Here is a 16,706-nt window from a genome sequence, read left to right as displayed (position 1 = left end):
GTGCATGGCTGCCGCGTTTTTGTAGCTCTGGTGAAGGGCACTTGGTTCCACTATCTTCAGTGTCGGGAGGTAAACAAAAGAAGGTTTACCATGTTTAAGCAACTGAAGAAGATCACCAACGCCCTGCGCGTACCGTCTGTCGAAGACCGCGAACTGAACTATCTCAATGGTTCGCTCGACCGGATCGACCTGGAATACCGCCAGCGTCAGATCGACCGCGGCCTGTTCCGCAACTCGTTCTAAGCCATCGTCTTGTCCGGCTGCCTGCATCGACAGGCTGCCGGGACCTATGCAGACAGCGTATGGCTGCTCCACTGTCTGTGCATCAAGCGCAGATCCGATGGGCCGTCATTGATGCTGACTGGTCTGGGCTGTTTGCGCTTGCAGCGTTGGAAATGCGGATTTTCGCGCCGGTGCCATTGAACAGCCATATCCGCATCGTCTATCAGAGCGTTATGTTGTTCAGACGCAAGAAGCCGGCCACGTGGTCGGAAAAGCTCCGTGAGTTCCTGTGGCCGCGAAAAGGTTTTTCGCGCGGGCTGCGTTATCTGTCGATGCGCGTGCTCAGGCTCTCGTCATCGCCCCATTCGATTGCGGTCGGCGTTGCCGCTGGCGCTGCCTCCTCGGCAACCCCATTTGTCGGTTTTCACATTCTCATCGCCTTGGCATTCGCCTATCTCCTGTCCGGCAACATGATCGCCGCCGGCATTTCGACGGCGCTCGCCAATCCGCTGACCATTCCGTTCATTCTGGCGGCCACCTATGAGGTCGGCCTGATCATGCTGGGGACAGAGAGCAACGGCGCCATGGCCGGTCAGGATATCCTCCATATGCTGCGCCATCTGGAATTCTCCCATCTGTGGGGCCCTGTGCTCAAGCCGATGCTGATCGGCTCGTTGCCGCTTGCTGCCATCAGCGGCGCCGTCTTTTATGTGGCGGCTTTCTACGCTGCGAGGCTCTTCCAGTCCCGCCGCCAAAGCAAGCTCCGCGCGCGTGCCGTCGCTTGGGCCGATGATGTTTGATTTCTGACAAATTTTTAACTTGGCAGAGGGCGCATCGTTTGCTCTTGTTGCACTTTCACGAAGGTATTTTCATTTCGATGATTATCGGCATCGGCAGTGACCTGATCGACATCCGGCGTATCGCCAACTCGCTGGAGCGGTTCGGCGAGCGTTTCAGCCATCGCTGTTTCACTGACATCGAGATCCGTAAATCCGAAGGCCGCAAGAACCGTGCCGAATCCTATGCCAAGCGGTTTGCCGCAAAGGAAGCCTGTTCCAAGGCGCTCGGCACCGGCCTGGCGCAGGGTGTGTTCTGGAAAGACATGGGCGTCGTCAATCTGCCGGGCGGCAAGCCGACCATGCAGCTAACCGGAGGCGCTGCCGAGCGGCTTGCCGAAATCCTGCCCGCCGGCCATCGCGGCGTCATTCACCTGACCATCACCGACGATTTTCCGCTGGCGCAGGCCTTCGTCATAATTGAGGCTCTGCCCGTTGCTCAAGATTGAGGAAGCGTTTAGAGCATGTCCGAATGAAACGGACCGTCCAATCGGGCTTGCGTTCATTTGAGAGGACGGCGCCGCGCACGATATGCGTCAGGCAGCCTCCAATTGGATGGCCGGACCAGGTACGGAACCGCAGCGAATAGATCCACGCGGCTTTGAAGCGCGCGTGGTGATCAGATCAAGGAACAAGTGGCGTGGCAGAAAACATCGACAAGAAGCAGGGCGGCGGCCTTTGGGAGAACGTCAAGGTCATCATCCAGGCACTTCTCCTCGCCGTGGTGATCCGCACGGTCTTCTTCCAGCCGTTCACCATCCCGTCCGGCTCGATGATGCCGACGCTTCTGGTCGGCGACTATATCTTCGTCAACAAGTTCGCCTATGGCTATTCGAAATATTCCCTGCCGTTCTCGCCCGACCTGTTTGAAGGCCGCATCTTCGCCAGCGAACCCAAGCGCGGCGATGTCGTGGTGTTCCGCTTCCCGCCGAACCCGGACATCGATTATATCAAGCGCCTGATTGGCCTGCCAGGTGACAAGGTCCAGGTTCGCGACAGCATCCTCTATGTCAACGACAAGGCCGTTCAGCGCGTTCCGGACGGCATGTTCCGGGCCGACGACCAATACGACACCGGTGCCGACGTTCCGGTTTTCCGCGAGACGCTCGACAACGGCGTCAATTTCGACACGCTCGACCAGTTTCCGGATTCGCGCGGCGACAACACCCGCGAGTTCCTCGTTCCCGAAGGCCATTATTTCATGATGGGCGACAACCGCGACAATTCGGCCGACAGCCGTTTCGACGTCGGTTTCGTCCCGGCGCAGAACCTGATCGGCCGCGCCTCGATGATCTTCTTCTCGCTCGGCAACGATACGTCCTTCCGCGAAATTTGGAAGTGGCCGACCAACCTGCGCTACGACCGTCTTTTCAAGGGCGTCGAATGAGCAAGGGCCGTTCGCTGAACACCGAGGACCGGCAGCGGCTTGAGGTTGCGATCGGCTACAACTTTGCCCAGAAGGAACGGCTTGACCGGGCGCTGACCCATGCCAGCGCCCGCAACGCCAAGGGTTCCAACTATGAACGGCTGGAGTTTCTGGGTGACCGCGTGCTCGGGCTGTGTGTTGCCGAACTTTTGTTCGATACCTTCAAGGATGCCGACGAGGGCGAGCTTTCCGTTCGTCTGAACCAGCTCGTCAGCGCCGACAGCTGCGCGCTTGTAGCCGATTCCCTGTCCTTGCATCTGTTCATCCGCACCGGCGCCGACGTGAAGAAACTCACCGGAAAATCGATGCTCAATGTCCGCGCTGATGTGGTAGAGTCGCTGATCGCGGCGATCTATCTCGACGGTGGGCTGGAGGCGGCGCGCGGCTTTATTCAGCGTCACTGGTCGTCGCGGGCAAGCCGGGTGGATGGTGCGCGGCGCGACGCCAAGACCGAATTGCAGGAATGGGCCCACGCCAAGTTCGGTGTGACGCCAAGCTACCGTATCGACGACCGCTCCGGCCCGGATCACGACCCGCGCTTCACGGTCACCGTCGAAATACCCGGTATTGCTCCGGAAACGGGCATCGACCGGTCCAAGCGCGCCGCCGAACAGGTGGCCGCTACAAAGATTCTGGAACGCGAAGGCGTCTGGAAGAAAGCGACGGCGGCCTGATCTGTCCGGAGGCACGGTTCCTCCCGAAAGATCAGGCAATCCTTTGACAGACAATGCGATTTTGCGCGCCTCAGCGGCGCCCGGTCGCCCAATCGGAAATTACGGACACCATGAGCGAAACAGAACCAACCGCAGTAGAAACCGAAAAAGGCCCGACCCGGTCCGGTTTCGTCGCCCTGATCGGCGCCACCAATGCCGGCAAGTCGACGCTACTCAACAAGCTGGTCGGCGCCAAGGTGTCGATCGTCAGCCACAAGGTGCAGACGACGCGCGCCATCGTGCGCGGCATTGCCATCCACAAACGAGCCCAGATCGTCTTCATGGACACGCCCGGCATCTTCAAGCCGCGCCGCCGTCTCGACCGCGCCATGGTCACGAGCGCCTGGGGCGGCGCCAAGGATGCCGATGCGATCATGATGCTGATCGACAGTGAACGCGGCCTGAAGGGCGACGCGGAAACCATTCTCGAAGGTTTGAAGCATGTCGAACAGCCGAAGATGCTGGTTCTCAACAAGATCGACCAGGTTGAGCGCGAAGACCTGTTGAAGCTTGCGACCGCCGCCAACGAATTTGTCGATTTCGAACGCACCTTCATGATCTCGGCACTGACCGGCTCCGGCTGCGACGACGTGCTCGACTATCTCGCCATGAAGCTGCCGGAAGGCCCTTGGTACTATCCGGAGGATCAGATTTCCGATCTGCCGATGCGCCAGCTTGCTGCGGAAATCACCCGCGAAAAGCTGTTCCTGCGCCTGCATCAGGAACTGCCTTACTCGTCGCATGTCGAGACGGAAAAGTGGGAAGAGCGCAAGGACGGCTCGGTGCGCATCGAGCAGGTCATCTATGTCGAGCGCGACAGCCAGAAGAAGATTGCGCTGGGCAAGAACGGCGATGCCATCAAGGCCATCTCCATGGCGTCCCGCAAGGAACTCTCCGAAATCCTCGAACAGCCGGTCCACCTGTTCTTGTTCGTCAAGGTCCGCGAAAACTGGGGCGACGACCCCGAGCGCTTCCGCGAAATGGGCCTGGAATTCCCGAAGTAGAACACAAGGCGCCGGAAACGGCGCCTTTTTCGTGTCCGGTTCTGGATCATCGAACAGTCTGTCACGGACGCGCTGTCTTGCCGTTTCTCCGCGCGCATGAGATTCCAGAGCGAGAAGACGGCCCGGCGGTTCCGGGTCTGGATAAGGACAGTGACGATGCCGCAGTTGGTCGATGGAAAATGGGAAGCCGGCGATGTAGCCGCCAGCGAAATGAAGAACGGCGCCTTTCACCGCGAGCCGACCAGTTTTCGCAATTGGATCACCGCGGATGGATCGCCGGGACCGGACGGGCAGGCGGCACTTCCCGCCGAGGCCGGGCGCTATCAGCTGTTCGTCGCCTTCATCTGCCCCTGGGCCTCGCGCACCTTGATGATGCGCAATCTGAAAGGCCTGCAAGACATTATTTCCGTGTCTATCTCCGAGCCGGAACTGGGCGAAAACGGCTGGACCTATGCTGAGCCGCAAGATGCCGGTCCGCGCGTCGGCAAAATCCGCTACCAGCACGAGCTCTACACGGCATCCGACCTCCACTATACCGGCAAGGTCTCCGTACCGGTGCTCTGGGATCGCAAGGAAGGCCGCATTGTCAACAACGAGTCCGCCGATATCATCCGTATCCTCAACACCGCCTTCAATCACCTGACCGGCGACACGCAGGATTTCTATCCGGAACGTCTGCGCCCGGAGATCGACCGCTGGAATGCGCCGATCTACGAGCGGGTCAACAACGGCGTCTATCGCGCCGGCTTTGCCAAGACTCAAGGCGCTTACGCGGATGCCGTCACCGTCCTTTTCGACATGCTGGATACGCTGGACGCACATCTGTCCGCCAATCGCTATATCGCGGGGACCTCGTTCACCGAGGCCGATATCCGCCTGTTCGTCACGCTGATCCGCTTCGATGCCGCCTATCACGGCGCCTTCAAATGCAATCTGCGGCGTCTGGAGGACTATCCCAACCTGTCGAACTACCTGCGTGAAATTTATCAATGGCCAGGTATTCGCGAGACGGCCCGGATCGATCATATCAAACGCGGTTACTATTCCATCGCCCATATCAACCCGACGGGGATCGTTCCGCTCGGTCCGCTGCTCGATCTCGATCGTCCGCATGATCGCGCAAGGCTTGCAGGCAAGGGCGTTGCGGCGGCCTGACCATCCGATTTGATAAGTAAATAAATCCTTGAGGGACCCGCCAAGCTATTGCGGATTGGCGAAACACGATTACTTTAACGGGTGTTCTGATGGATAGAGCTCCCTGACCGGAGCGCCCAGACGATCTGTCCGGCAGCCGGATGGCAACCGCTCCATGCGCATTGCCCACATTCCGCCCTCCCGGACGACGCCGATGGCGCTCCAGCTGCGGTTCTTGTCGTTTCCGAATGTCCGGCAAAGCCAAGGCCGGCGGCACGTGACCATTCACCAGAATGCGCTGCATCTGTGGTCGAGGTCCAGAATGAACACGACATTTCTGAGAATTTTCCGCCGGCTGGTTCAAAAAGGCAATCTGACACTCATCCTCTCGTCGGGAGAGCGGGCGATTCTCGGAGACGGTTCCGGCATTCCGGTGACCGTACGGACGCTGGATGAGGAAGCCGAAAAGGCGATCCTGCGCGATCCGGGCCTGCGGTTCGGGGAAATGTATGTCGAGGGGCGCATCGTCATCGACGAGGGCAACATTTTCGACCTGTTATCGATGGTGAAAGCCAACGGTATGGAGAAAGCTGCAACGATCAGCAACACGGCGACGGCGCTGCTGCATGTGGCCGAGCAGCAGATCAAAAGCCGCCTGCCGGTCAATCGCAACAAGCACAATGTCGCCCATCACTACGATCTCGACGGCAAGCTGTTCGACCTGTTCCTCGATCAGGACTGGCAATATTCCTGCGCCTATTTCGATCCACCCGGTATCAGCCTCGACGAGGCGCAGACGGCGAAGAAACGCCATATCGCCGCCAAGCTTCTGCTGGAACCCGGCCAGTCGGTGCTGGAGGTCGGCTCCGGCTGGGGCGGCATGGGAATGTATCTGGCCGAGTCCTCAAGTGTCGATGTCACCGGCATTACGCTCAGTGAAGAACAGCTGAAAGTGTCGCGCACCCGGGCGCAAAAGCGCGGGCTTGAGGATCGCGTCCGGTTCGAGCTGCAGGATTACCGGACGATTGTTGATCGCCAGTTCGACCGTATCGTTTCGGTGGGCATGTTCGAGCATGTCGGCATGGCCAATTACGGTAATTTTTTCACCAAGATGGCAGGATTGCTGGCGCCCAAGGGCGTGATGGTGCTGCACTCGATCGGTCAGGCGGAAAAGCCCTGGGCGACCAATCCATGGATCGAGAAATACATCTTTCCCGGCGGCTACATGCCGGCACTGTCCGAGGTGGTGCCGGCGATCGAGAAGGCCCGGCTGGTGATCCGGGATATCGAGATCCTGCCGATGCACTATGCCCACACGTTGCGGGCCTGGCGTGAACGGTTTACCGCCCGCAAGGAGGAAGCGATCCGGCTCTATGACGAGCGTTTCTTCCGCATGTGGGAATTCTATCTGGCCTCGTCGGAAACGGCCTTCCTCTACGATAAGTTGTCGATCTTCCAGATCCAGCTGTCGCACCAACTGGAAGCGGTGCCCTATACGCGCAACTATATCGGCGAGCGGGAAGGGACGTTGCGCGCGTTCGAGAAGACCCGCCCGCCACTGGAGCCGGTGGTATTCTAAGCCATCCGCCGGCACGACACCGGTATCCATCTGTGGACGCCCCGAGGCGAGGGGTGCCTTCACTTGGCCTTGATGGCATGTGCATCTATGCTCCCTGCCAAATCAGCGCAAACCACGGAATGCCATGTCCCTGCCATCAAAGTCTATCGCCGTCCTCATCGCCCAGGAAATCAAGGCAACGCCTGCACAGGCGATATCAGCCATCGAGCTTCTGGACGAAGGTGCGACCGTTCCCTTTATCGCCCGCTACCGCAAGGAAGTGACCGGTGGGCTGGATGACACGCAGCTGCGCAATCTTGCCGAACGGCTGGTTTATCTGCGCGAACTCGAGGCCCGGCGGATTTCGATCCTGGATTCGATCCGTAGCCAGGACAAGCTGACGGCAGAGCTGGAAACCAAGATCGCCGGCGTCACCACCAAGGCAGAACTGGAAGACATCTATCTGCCCTATAAGCCGAAGCGCCGCACCAAGGCCGAGATTGCCCGCGAACGGGGCCTCGGGCCGCTCGCCGAAGCCATTCTTGCCGACCGCACCATTGCGCCGGCAGACCGCGCCGGCGCCTATATCACTGCTGATGTGCCGGATGTGAAGACGGCACTCGATGGCGCGCGCGACATCATCGCCGAAGGCATCAGCGAAAATGCCGACCTGCTCGGCCGGCTGCGTGCCCATATGCGCCAGGTGGCGCTGATCCGGTCCAAGGTTGTCGATGGCAAGCAGGAGGCCGGCGCCAAGTTTTCGGATTATTTCGATCATTCGGAGAAATGGGCAACCGTGGCCGGACACCGGGCGCTTGCCATGCTGCGCGGCTGGAACGAAGAGTTCCTCTCCGTCGATATCGTCGTCGATCTCGACGACACGTCGCCGGTCAAGCCGGTCGAGCGCACCATCGCCGCCGTCTACCGGGTCGGCGGCACGTTGCCGGGCGACAAGTGGCTGATGGAGATGATCGGCTGGACCTGGCGCGTCAAGCTCTCCATGTCGCTATCGCTCGACCTGATGCGCGAACTGCGCGAGCGGGCCGAAGAGGAGGCAATCCACGTTTTCGCCCGCAATCTCAAGGATCTCTTGCTTGCTGCCCCCGCCGGTTCGCGCGCAACGATGGGCCTCGATCCGGGCATCCGCACCGGCGTCAAGGTGGCCATCGTTGATGGCACCGGCAAGCTGCTGGAGACCACCACGGTCTATCCGTTCCCGCCGAAGAACGACATTCGCGGCACGCAGGCGGAGCTTGCCAGCCTCGTGCGCAAGCACAAGATCGAACTGATCGCCATCGGCAACGGCACCGGCAGCCGCGAGACCGAACGTCTGGTCGCCGACATGCTGACGCAACTGCCGGCCGGCCCGAAGCCCACCAAGGTCATCGTCTCGGAGGCTGGCGCGTCGGTCTATTCCGCCTCGCAGGCCGCAGCCGATGAGTTCCCCGGCCTCGACGTTTCCCTGCGCGGCGCTGTCTCGATTGCGCGCCGCCTGCAGGACCCGCTGGCCGAACTGGTGAAAATCGAACCGAAATCGATCGGCGTCGGCCAGTATCAGCACGATGTCGATCAGGGCCGCCTCAACCGCTCGCTCGAAGCCGTCGTCGAAGATGCGGTGAATGCGGTTGGTGTCGATCTGAACACCGCCTCGGCCCCGCTGCTTGCCCGCGTCTCTGGCCTCGGAAAGTCGTCTGCGGAAGCCATCGTCGCCCACCGCGATGCCACCGGCGCCTTTACCAGCCGCAAGGAACTGATGAAAGTACCGCGCCTTGGCGCCCGCACCTTCGAGCAATGCGCCGGCTTCCTGCGCATCCGCGACGGCAAGGAACCGCTGGATGCCTCCTCGGTGCATCCGGAAGCCTATGGCGTCGCCAAGAAGATCGTCGCCGCCTGCGGCCGCGACCTGCGCGCCATCATGGGCGATAGCGCCGCGCTCAAGCAGCTTGACCCGAAAACCTTCGTCGATGAGCGCTTCGGCCTGCCGACGGTCAAGGACATCTTTGCCGAACTCGAAAAGCCCGGCCGCGATCCGCGCCCGAGCTTCAAGACGGCGACCTTTACCGACGGCGTCGATGACATCAAGGATCTGAAGCCCGGCATGCTGCTCGAAGGCACCGTCACCAATGTCGCCGCCTTCGGTGCCTTCGTCGATATCGGCGTGCATCAGGACGGGCTCGTCCACGTCTCCCAGCTTGCCGACCGTTTCGTCAAGGATCCGCATGAGGTGGTGAAAGCCGGCGATGTTGTGCAGGTGCGCGTCACCGAGGTCGATGTCCCCCGCAAGCGCATCGGTCTTACCATGCGCAAGGACGGTGCCGCAGAGTCAGGCGCTGGCGAGATGAAGAGCGATCCGAAAGCCGCCCACCAGGCCCGCCAGACCTTGGCGCGCGCCCAGCAGCAAAAGCCGCAGGCACCGTCGCAAGGCGCCTTTGGTGCGGCACTTGCCGAGGCGATGAAGCGGAAGTAGGACACACAGCATCGGGGAGATCCGGTTGCCGGCACCGTCGGCAATCGGGCTCCATCCTGATTGTCTTCGCCTGCCGCCAGGGGTAAAACTCAAGACATGCAATGGAGCGATCAGGCCATCATCATCGGCGTCAAGCGGCACGGGGAAACCTCCGTCGTCGCCGAGGTGATGACGCGGGCGCGTGGCCGCCATCTCGGGCTGGTGCGCGGCGGCCGATCGCGAACGATGCAGCCGGTGCTGCAACCCGGCAATGAGGTCGAGGTCACCTGGCGGGCACGGCTCGACGAGCATCTCGGCGAATTCAGGATGGAGCCGGTGCGGCTTCGTGCAGCGCGACTGATGGAGGCGGCAACCTCGGTCTATGGCGTCCAGGCCATGGGCGCGCTGCTGAGGCTTCTGCCGGAGCGCGATCCGCATCCGCATCTCTATGAAGCGCTCGACGTCATCCTTGAAAACCTGCACTATCCCAGCGACGCCGGAGAACTGTTCGTGCGCTTCGAGATCGCGGTTCTGAACGATCTCGGCTTCGGTCTAGACCTTGCGGAATGTGCCGCGACCGGCACGCGCGACGATCTGATCTATGTCTCGCCGAAATCCGGCCGCGCCGTCAGCCGAGCGGCAGGCGCGCCCTATGCCGACAAGATGCTGACGCTGCCCGGGTTTCTGGCCGACGGCGGTGCCGCCGATTACGATAGCCTCGCTGCCGCTTTCCGCATGACCGCATTCTTTCTCCACCGCCACGTCTACGAACCACGCGGCATCGGCCTTTCGACCGCCCGCGACGGTTTCGTCCAGGCCGCACTCAAGGCTCTGAAACCGCAAAGTGCTGCAGTCCCTCCATAAGGAATCCCGAAAGCATGAACGTCGAACTCTACCCTGGAATGACCGTGTCCGGCATCGGCACGGTGCCGCTTGAGGCTGTTGCGCGCGACGGCGGACTGAAGGCGATGCTCGATCTGCTGGCAGGCGTTCATCCAGCACCTCCGATGGCCGCGACGCTGAAATTCGGCTTGAGCGAAGTCGAAGAGGGCAGGGTTGTCTTCAAGGGCCTGCCATCCGCCGAACATCTCAATCCGCTCGGCACGGTGCATGGCGGCTGGGCGGCAACGATCATGGATTCCGCACTTGGCTGCGCCGTCATGACGACGCTGAAGCCGGGCGAGGCCTACACGACGGTCGAGTTCAAGGTCAATCTGGTGCGCCCATTGCTTCCCGGCATGGGCGAGGTGTTCTGCGAAGGCAAGATCGTCCATCGCGGCCGCACGCTGGCAACGTCTGAAGCCTGGCTGAAGGACAAGAACGGCAAGCTGCTCGCCCACGGCACCGAAACCTGCGCGATCTTTCCGATCGAGAACCTGATGCGGTAGGCCTGCAGCAAGACGAGCCGGTTAAGCTTGGCAATAATCCGGTGAACATATTGCTGCCCTGAGCCGTCTTAGATTTGGCCTTTAGTTGAAAAGCTGTATGGTCGGCAGCATTGCGCCGGTCCCCGGTGCCAGGGAGAAAACATGCTCGAAGTCATTGCTTTCGTTGCTTTTGGTCTCGCGCTCGCAGCGCTTCTCAACGGACGCAAGACAGCCGAAAGGCTGGACACCGAGATTGCCGCACTGAAGGAACATCTGGCGCAGCTGGAGGCGCTTCGTCCTGTCGTTCCGAGTGTCAATGCCGTGGTTGAAGCCGCGGATCGGCCGGAGGTGCCGCAAAGCGCGCCGCAACCGCTGGACACGCCTCCCTTCGAACGCAAACGCCTCGCGGATATCACGACGGGCGACACGATCTTCGGAGGCCCGCCGCCCAGCCAGGATGCGGTCGAAAAAGCTTCGCGCGGCGAGCCCGTCGCTGCCCGCTCGAGTGCTGCGACCACCATCGATGCCGTCGTCCCCCGCCAGAAGGAAAGCCTCGAAAGCCGCCTCGGCGCGCGCTGGGCGGTCTGGGTCGGCGGTATCGCGCTGGCGCTCGGCGGCATTTTCATGGTCAAGTATTCGATTGATGCCGGGCTGCTCAGCCCGGCTGTACGCCTGTTCATGGCGGCCATCTTCGGGCTGGTGCTGATGGCGATCGGCGAATTCATCCGCCGCCGCGCCGTGCCGCTGGTTGCCGACGCATTCCAGAATGCGATGATCCCCGGCATCCTGACAGCTGCGGGCGCGGTGACTTTGTTCGGCGTCTGCTATGCCGCTCACGGCGTCTACGGGTTCATCGGCCCGGTAACGGCTTTCGCGTTGCTGGCTCTGGTATCGCTCGCCACCGTCGCCCTGTCGCTGTTGCATGGTCAGGCGCTGGCCGGCCTCGGCCTGCTGGCGTCGCTGGTCACCCCGGCGCTTGTCTCGTCTGAAAGCCCAAGCCCATGGAGCCTGTTCGGCTTTCTCGGCATCGCCTGGATCGCCACCCTTCTTGCCGCCCGCATCCGCCGCTGGACCGTCGTGCCGTCGATGGCCAATATCGGCCTTAGCCCCTGGACACTTGCCTATATCGCCTCCTCGACGCCGTTTGAAACGCGGCCCGTGACCCTGATCATGCTGGTGATGATCGCCGGTATCGGCCTTATCTGGCCCGGCCGGCTGGCTGGTATCATCGACAGCGAGCCGGCAGAGGCGGACCAACCGCTGGCGACGGCGCTTCCCTCCTGGGAACGCACGATGACGCCGCCTTTCGTCGCGATCACGGCGACCGCCGGAATTTCCGCTTTGCTGACAGCACTGGCGATGATCAGCCCGCTCGCCACCGCGTCCGGCTATCCGATCATCGAATTCTGCCTGATCGTTACGGCCTTAGCGGCACTCGGCGCGGTGCGTGGATATGCCGTCTATCCTGCCATTCTCTCGGCGCTTGTCGCCGTAATCGGCGTCTGGAGCATGACCGCGCTCAGCGGCCTTTTGACCTTCATCGATCCGACAATCCCCGGCCATATCGCAACGCTGGCGGTTTCCGGCCACACCGCGATGCTGGCCAGCGTGGGGCTTTCCTGTGGCTTCATCGCTCTGGGGGCACTTGCCATTCACCTGCATGGCAGAGAACGGCCGCCGCTGGCAACGATCTGGGCCGCCATCACGGCTGTCGTGCCGATCGCGCTCATCGGCATGTCGCTGCTGATGACCGGCAACCTGACGTTCGATCTGCCGCACGGACTGTTCGCGCTGGCGGCTGGCGTTTCCCTTCTCGGTCTCGCCGAGTGGTTTTCGCGCAAAAGGGCGCAGGGTAAAGGCTTCGATCTGCCGCAGGCATTTCTGATCGCCGGTTCTCTCGGCCTCATCGTCATTTCGCTGCATGCCCTGACCGATGGTCTGGCGACCACGATCCTGATCGCGCTTCTCGGAGCTGCCTATGTCGCGGCAACACGTCTGCGGTCGTGGCCGGCACTGCCGTGGATGATGGTCGGCGCTGCTGTCGCCGTGCTCGCCCGCATCGCCTGGGAACCGACCATCGTCGGTCCGCTCCACCTTGGCAAAACACCGGTGTTCAACGCGCTTCTCGCCGGCTATGGCATTCCGGCGCTGCTGCTTGTCCTCTCGGCATTCGAGCTTCGCCGCTGGCCGGATCTGCGGGTGCGAAATCTGTTGCAGGCACTCGCCAGCCTGTTCGTGCTGCTGACGGTCGCCATCCTGGTCCGCCATGCCATGAACGGCGGCGTGCTCGACAGTGCGGTGCCGACGCTCGGTGAACAATCGATCTACACGCTGCTCGCCGTCGGCGGCTCCGCCATCATGATGACGCTCGACCGAAAATCGCCAAGCCCGGTCTTCCGTTACGGCAGCATGGCGATCGGCGTCTTGTCGATCCTGTCGATCCTTGGTGCCCATCTGATCGGGCTCAATCCCTATTTCAGCGGCGAACTGCTCGGTTCCGTGCCGTTCTTCGATCTGCTTTTGATCGGCTATCTGCTGCCGGGATTGGGCTATGCCGGTCTCGCCTGGTATGCGCGTGGCAAACGGCCGGTTCCTTACGTCACGGTGCTTGCCGTCGCCGCTGCCGTGCTGGTCTTTGCCTGGGCAACGCTGTCGGTCCGGCGGTTCTGGCAGGGGCAGAACATTGCCGACTGGAAGGGTTTCCTGCAGGGCGAGACATACACCTATTCGGTCGTCTGGCTGCTGCTCGGCGTCCTGCTCCTGGTGCTCGGCTCGCGCTTTAATGCCAAGAGCATCCGTATCGCCTCCGCGGTGCTGGTCTTTGTCGCGGTGCTGAAAGTCTTTCTGATCGACATGGCCAATCTCGAAGGCTTTTTGCGCGCGCTCTCGTTTATCGGGCTCGGCGCGGTCCTCATCGGCATTGGGTTATTCTACCAGAAAATCCTGTCCGGCAAGGCTGGTGCTGAGCCGCAACTGGAAACGCCGGTGGACATCGACGCGCAACCCGGCCAAGTAAACTGACGACTAAGATTCGACTGTTCTTTCGGCATGGATTTGACATGAGCCACACTGCCTCGCTTGCCGCAGCCTTTGCGCCTCACCAGGCCCTTGCGGAACAATTGCTGCCTTATGCCGTCTCCGGCAATGATGGCTCGCATGATGCTGCCCATCTGATCCGGGTGTGGAAGAACGCTCTGCGCATCCATGGCTCGGAGGGGGGAGACCTGCGCATCATCGCCGCCGCCGTGCTGCTGCATGATTGCGTCTCGGTGGAAAAGAATTCGCCCGATCGCGCCCACGCCTCGCGGCTTGCTGCCGAAAAAGCTTTCGAACTGCTCGATGAACTCGGCTGGAGAACTGCGGAGATCACTGCGGTCGCCCACGCGATCGTCACCCACAGCTTTTCGGCCAACATCCCGCCGGAAAGCCTGGAGGCGAAAATCCTGCAGGATGCCGACCGGCTGGATGCGATCGGCATGATCGGCGCTGCGCGCTGCTTCTACATTGCCGGGCGGATGGGGAGCGGCCTTTACGATCCGCTCGACCCGCTGGCAGAAGACCGTCCGCTCGATGACAAGGCCTTTGCCATTGACCATTTCGAGACGAAGCTGTTCAAACTGACGGACGGTTTCCAGACGGCGGCAGGCCGGGCGCTTGCCCGTCAAAGGCAGGAGCGGCTGCGCGCAGTGCTTGGTATGCTGATCGAGGAAATCTAGCTAAAACAGGTTGTTGGCCGGGTTGCCATGCTTTTGAATCACAATCTGAACGCCTGGGAGTGACGACATGAAGGTGACCGGTCTCAATATTCACCCGCTGAAGAGTGGCCGCGCCATCGCGCAGACCTCGGTTTCCATAAGACATGACGGCTTGGCCGGAGACCGCCGCTTCATGTTTGTCGATCCCGATGGAAAATTCATCACCCAGCGCGAATTGCAGTTGCTGGCGCAGGTCGAGGCCACCCATGTGGCCGGCGGTGTGCATCTGAAAATGGGCACCCGCACGACGACCGTGTCTTTCGATCCCGCGAGAAGGCTGGATGTCCGCGTCTGGGACAGCCATGTCAACGCCGCCGTTTCCGAGGATCGCGCCAATACCACACTTTCCGATTGGTTCGGCCGTCCGGTCAAGCTGGTGCATATGGATGACCGGGCGACGCGCGTGGTTGGCGAGGAATGGGCGGGCGAGGCGGCACCCGTCGGCTTCGCCGATGGCTTTCCGGTGTTGATTACCACCACTTCGTCGCTTGCCGATCTCAACGTCACGCTGATCGCCAAGGGGCAGGAGTCGGTCGGCATGGACCGTTTCCGCACCAATATCCTGATCGACAATGACGAACCCTGGGAAGAGGATTTTTGGGAAAGCGTCGAGATCGGCGGCATCATCTTCGATCTCGTTAAACCCTGCGCCCGCTGCATCATGACGACGCAGGATCAGGTGAGCGGCGAGCGTATTGGCGGCAATCCGATCCAGGGTCTCGCCGAAAAACGCATTTCGGCCGATCGCCGCGTGCCCGGCGTCCTGTTCGGCTGGAATGCCGTGCCGCGCTCCGAAGGAACCGTCAATCTCGGCGACGCGATGCGGATCGTCACGGCGCGGCAAGACCGCTGGCCGATGAAAATCAGGGCGTAAATCCGGTCAGACTGAAGAACGCCGTGCGCGTTGCAACGCGTCGTCGATCGCGTCCATCGTCGAAGCGGGCAATGGTCCTTTCTCCAGCGCGCCGGCATTTTCCTCGACCTGTTTCACCGTGCGAAAGCCGGGGATCGGCAGCGTATTCGGCGAGCGCGCCCAGAGCCACGCCAGGGCGCCCTGCGTCAGCGTCCGGCCATCGGTCTGCAACAGGTCACGGATCGTATCGAGCCGCTGTGAAAACTCCGGAGCAACCATGCCGTCGCGGAAATATTGCAGCCAGTCGAAAGCGGCGCTGCGCACATCGTTTGCCGCCAGCCGGTCACCCGGTTTGAACTTGCCGGACAGCAGCCCCATCGCCAGCGGGCCGCGATTGATCGAAATGAGATCGGCCTGTTCCACCAGCGCGATCATCCTGTCTGCCGGTTCCAGCACGTTCATCGTGTGCTGCACCGAAAGAAAGCCGGCGCGCCCGGCAAAACGCGCCGCCCGGTCCGGCCAGTCCGTGCTCCAGCCGTACGCAGCAATCTTGCCCTCGGCCCGCAGGCCATCGAGCGTGGCAAAGACCGTATCGGCCTCGATCGGATCGAATTCGTTGAGATGGAATTGCAAGAGATCGATCCGCTCGCGCTTCAGCCGCGTCAGTGATGTCTCCACCGAAGCGCGGATGAACTCCGGTGAGGCGAATGCGCCAGTCGCCTGTTTCGTCACCGGGTCAGTGGCAAAGCCGAATTTGGTTGCGACGACGATATCGGGATGCCCAATGAGCGCCTCGCCCAATACCTCCTCGGAATGACCGGCGCCATAATTCGACGCCGTATCGAAGAAGCGAATACCGAGTTCAATGGCGCGGTGGATCGCCCGGATCGATTCCCTGTCATCGACGTCGCCCCAGCCGAGCGGCACATCGCCGGCATAAAAGGGGCCGCCGATTGCCCAGCAGCCCATGCCGAGACGTGGGATGGAGCGTCCGTCCCAGAGTGTGATGCTGGCCGGTTTCGTCCTGTCGAGCATGCGAGCCTCCGCGTGATTGTGGTGGGGACCGTAGCAGCGGCTCGTCCGAGACCATACAGGCAGTCTTGCAGGGTGTTTTTCATCGGTGAAAAACCCGCGATACGGAAGCGTCGCCCTTATCGAGAACGATGGCGGCGCCAACGGCGGGGCAGGGTGACCATCTCCGTCCTGGCCGGGTGCTCGATCATATCTAACTGAGCGGCCGGTTACGCTTCGACTGCCAATTTCAATCGCCAATTCAAGGTGTTGAAGCTGCGAACGCCACGAGATTATCGCCACAGTTTCCGTGCGCGCCGCTGAACGATGGCTTTCATTCATCAATGTGGCTGATCCGAACGTCATTTTATTTCGCTTTTT

Annotated in this window: 15 protein-coding genes; 14 read left to right on the top strand and 1 reads right to left on the bottom strand. The window is 61.4% G+C overall.

The window, feature by feature from the left end:
* The first annotated feature begins 90 nt into the window (after positions 1-90).
* The 14 genes from ACP7E0_RS05120 to ACP7E0_RS05055 all read left to right on the top strand — a co-directional run bounded on the left by ACP7E0_RS05120 (position 91) and on the right by ACP7E0_RS05055 (position 15,335).
* Positions 91-243, top strand: a complete 153-nt coding sequence (locus tag ACP7E0_RS05120) for a DUF3563 domain-containing protein (protein WP_082546971.1) — start codon at positions 91-93, stop codon at positions 241-243.
* 59 nt (positions 244-302) lie between these two features.
* A complete protein-coding gene (locus ACP7E0_RS05115) occupies positions 303-1,022 on the top strand; it encodes a DUF2062 domain-containing protein (protein WP_426123374.1) in 720 nt (239 codons plus the stop codon).
* Positions 1,023-1,099: 77 nt separating this feature from the next.
* The gene (gene acpS, locus ACP7E0_RS05110) at positions 1,100-1,507 is read left to right on the top strand and encodes a holo-ACP synthase (RefSeq protein ID WP_426123615.1); all 408 of its coding nucleotides are present in this window, start codon (positions 1,100-1,102) and stop codon (positions 1,505-1,507) included.
* 203 nt (positions 1,508-1,710) lie between these two features.
* Positions 1,711-2,445 (top strand): signal peptidase I, encoded by a 735-nt coding sequence (gene lepB / locus ACP7E0_RS05105; protein ID WP_426123614.1) that lies wholly within the window; start codon positions 1,711-1,713, stop codon positions 2,443-2,445.
* Positions 2,442-3,158, top strand: coding sequence for a ribonuclease III (rnc, locus tag ACP7E0_RS05100; protein ID WP_426123372.1), 717 nt, complete (start codon positions 2,442-2,444; stop codon positions 3,156-3,158). The genes lepB and rnc overlap by 4 nt, the downstream gene beginning before the upstream one ends.
* A 110-nt stretch (positions 3,159-3,268) precedes the next feature.
* The gene (gene era / locus ACP7E0_RS05095) at positions 3,269-4,201 is read left to right on the top strand and encodes a GTPase Era (protein WP_113313569.1); all 933 of its coding nucleotides are present in this window, start codon (positions 3,269-3,271) and stop codon (positions 4,199-4,201) included.
* Between the two features lie 156 nt (positions 4,202-4,357).
* Complete coding sequence (locus tag ACP7E0_RS05090; RefSeq protein WP_426123369.1) at positions 4,358-5,356, top strand: glutathione S-transferase family protein; 999 nt, start codon at positions 4,358-4,360, stop codon at positions 5,354-5,356.
* Between the two features lie 301 nt (positions 5,357-5,657).
* Positions 5,658-6,914, top strand: a complete 1,257-nt coding sequence (locus ACP7E0_RS05085; RefSeq protein WP_426123368.1) for a class I SAM-dependent methyltransferase — start codon at positions 5,658-5,660, stop codon at positions 6,912-6,914.
* 124 nt (positions 6,915-7,038) lie between these two features.
* Complete coding sequence (locus ACP7E0_RS05080; protein ID WP_426123366.1) at positions 7,039-9,360, top strand: Tex family protein; 2,322 nt, start codon at positions 7,039-7,041, stop codon at positions 9,358-9,360.
* A 96-nt stretch (positions 9,361-9,456) separates the two neighbouring features.
* On the top strand, positions 9,457-10,203 hold the full coding sequence (recO, locus tag ACP7E0_RS05075) for a DNA repair protein RecO (protein WP_426123365.1): 747 nt from the start codon (positions 9,457-9,459) through the stop codon (positions 10,201-10,203).
* Between the two features lie 14 nt (positions 10,204-10,217).
* Complete coding sequence (locus tag ACP7E0_RS05070) at positions 10,218-10,727, top strand: PaaI family thioesterase (protein WP_426123364.1); 510 nt, start codon at positions 10,218-10,220, stop codon at positions 10,725-10,727.
* Between the two features lie 141 nt (positions 10,728-10,868).
* Positions 10,869-13,727 carry a DUF2339 domain-containing protein gene (locus tag ACP7E0_RS05065; protein ID WP_426123363.1) on the top strand — a complete coding sequence of 953 codons (2,859 nt, stop codon included), beginning with the start codon at positions 10,869-10,871 and terminating at the stop codon, positions 13,725-13,727.
* Between the two features lie 38 nt (positions 13,728-13,765).
* Positions 13,766-14,422 carry an HD domain-containing protein gene (locus ACP7E0_RS05060; RefSeq protein WP_426123362.1) on the top strand — a complete coding sequence of 219 codons (657 nt, stop codon included), beginning with the start codon at positions 13,766-13,768 and terminating at the stop codon, positions 14,420-14,422.
* A gap of 67 nt (positions 14,423-14,489) precedes the next feature.
* Positions 14,490-15,335 carry an MOSC domain-containing protein gene (locus ACP7E0_RS05055; protein WP_426123360.1) on the top strand — a complete coding sequence of 282 codons (846 nt, stop codon included), beginning with the start codon at positions 14,490-14,492 and terminating at the stop codon, positions 15,333-15,335.
* 6 nt (positions 15,336-15,341) lie between these two features.
* On the opposite strand, the gene ACP7E0_RS05050 is transcribed toward ACP7E0_RS05055, so the two are convergent.
* Positions 15,342-16,349: an aldo/keto reductase gene (locus ACP7E0_RS05050; RefSeq protein ID WP_426123359.1), complete on the bottom strand. Its 1,008-nt coding sequence runs from the start codon at positions 16,347-16,349 to the stop codon at positions 15,342-15,344.
* Positions 16,350-16,706: the final 357 nt, after the last annotated feature.

This window comes from Pararhizobium sp. PWRC1-1, from assembly GCF_049897905.1.
Lineage (GTDB): Bacteria > Pseudomonadota > Alphaproteobacteria > Rhizobiales > Rhizobiaceae > Pararhizobium.
Note: the sequence above shows the minus strand (reverse complement) of the source record. Positions and strands in the feature narration are given on the sequence as shown.

What these genes read in the sequence shown, in the direction of transcription:
- ACP7E0_RS05120 (WP_082546971.1), top strand. Translation starts at nt 91, where the DNA reads ATGTTTAAGCAACTGAAGAAGATCACCAACGCCCTGCGCGTACCGTCT.
- ACP7E0_RS05115 (WP_426123374.1), top strand. Translation starts at nt 303, where the DNA reads ATGGCTGCTCCACTGTCTGTGCATCAAGCGCAGATCCGATGGGCCGTC.
- acpS (WP_426123615.1), top strand. Translation starts at nt 1,100, where the DNA reads ATGATTATCGGCATCGGCAGTGACCTGATCGACATCCGGCGTATCGCC.
- rnc (WP_426123372.1), top strand. Translation starts at nt 2,442, where the DNA reads ATGAGCAAGGGCCGTTCGCTGAACACCGAGGACCGGCAGCGGCTTGAG.
- era (WP_113313569.1), top strand. Translation starts at nt 3,269, where the DNA reads ATGAGCGAAACAGAACCAACCGCAGTAGAAACCGAAAAAGGCCCGACC.
- ACP7E0_RS05090 (WP_426123369.1), top strand. Translation starts at nt 4,358, where the DNA reads ATGCCGCAGTTGGTCGATGGAAAATGGGAAGCCGGCGATGTAGCCGCC.
- ACP7E0_RS05085 (WP_426123368.1), top strand. Translation starts at nt 5,658, where the DNA reads ATGAACACGACATTTCTGAGAATTTTCCGCCGGCTGGTTCAAAAAGGC.
- ACP7E0_RS05080 (WP_426123366.1), top strand. Translation starts at nt 7,039, where the DNA reads ATGTCCCTGCCATCAAAGTCTATCGCCGTCCTCATCGCCCAGGAAATC.
- recO (WP_426123365.1), top strand. Translation starts at nt 9,457, where the DNA reads ATGCAATGGAGCGATCAGGCCATCATCATCGGCGTCAAGCGGCACGGG.
- ACP7E0_RS05070 (WP_426123364.1), top strand. Translation starts at nt 10,218, where the DNA reads ATGAACGTCGAACTCTACCCTGGAATGACCGTGTCCGGCATCGGCACG.
- ACP7E0_RS05065 (WP_426123363.1), top strand. Translation starts at nt 10,869, where the DNA reads ATGCTCGAAGTCATTGCTTTCGTTGCTTTTGGTCTCGCGCTCGCAGCG.
- ACP7E0_RS05060 (WP_426123362.1), top strand. Translation starts at nt 13,766, where the DNA reads ATGAGCCACACTGCCTCGCTTGCCGCAGCCTTTGCGCCTCACCAGGCC.
- ACP7E0_RS05055 (WP_426123360.1), top strand. Translation starts at nt 14,490, where the DNA reads ATGAAGGTGACCGGTCTCAATATTCACCCGCTGAAGAGTGGCCGCGCC.
- ACP7E0_RS05050 (WP_426123359.1), bottom strand. Translation starts at nt 16,349, where the DNA reads ATGCTCGACAGGACGAAACCGGCCAGCATCACACTCTGGGACGGACGC.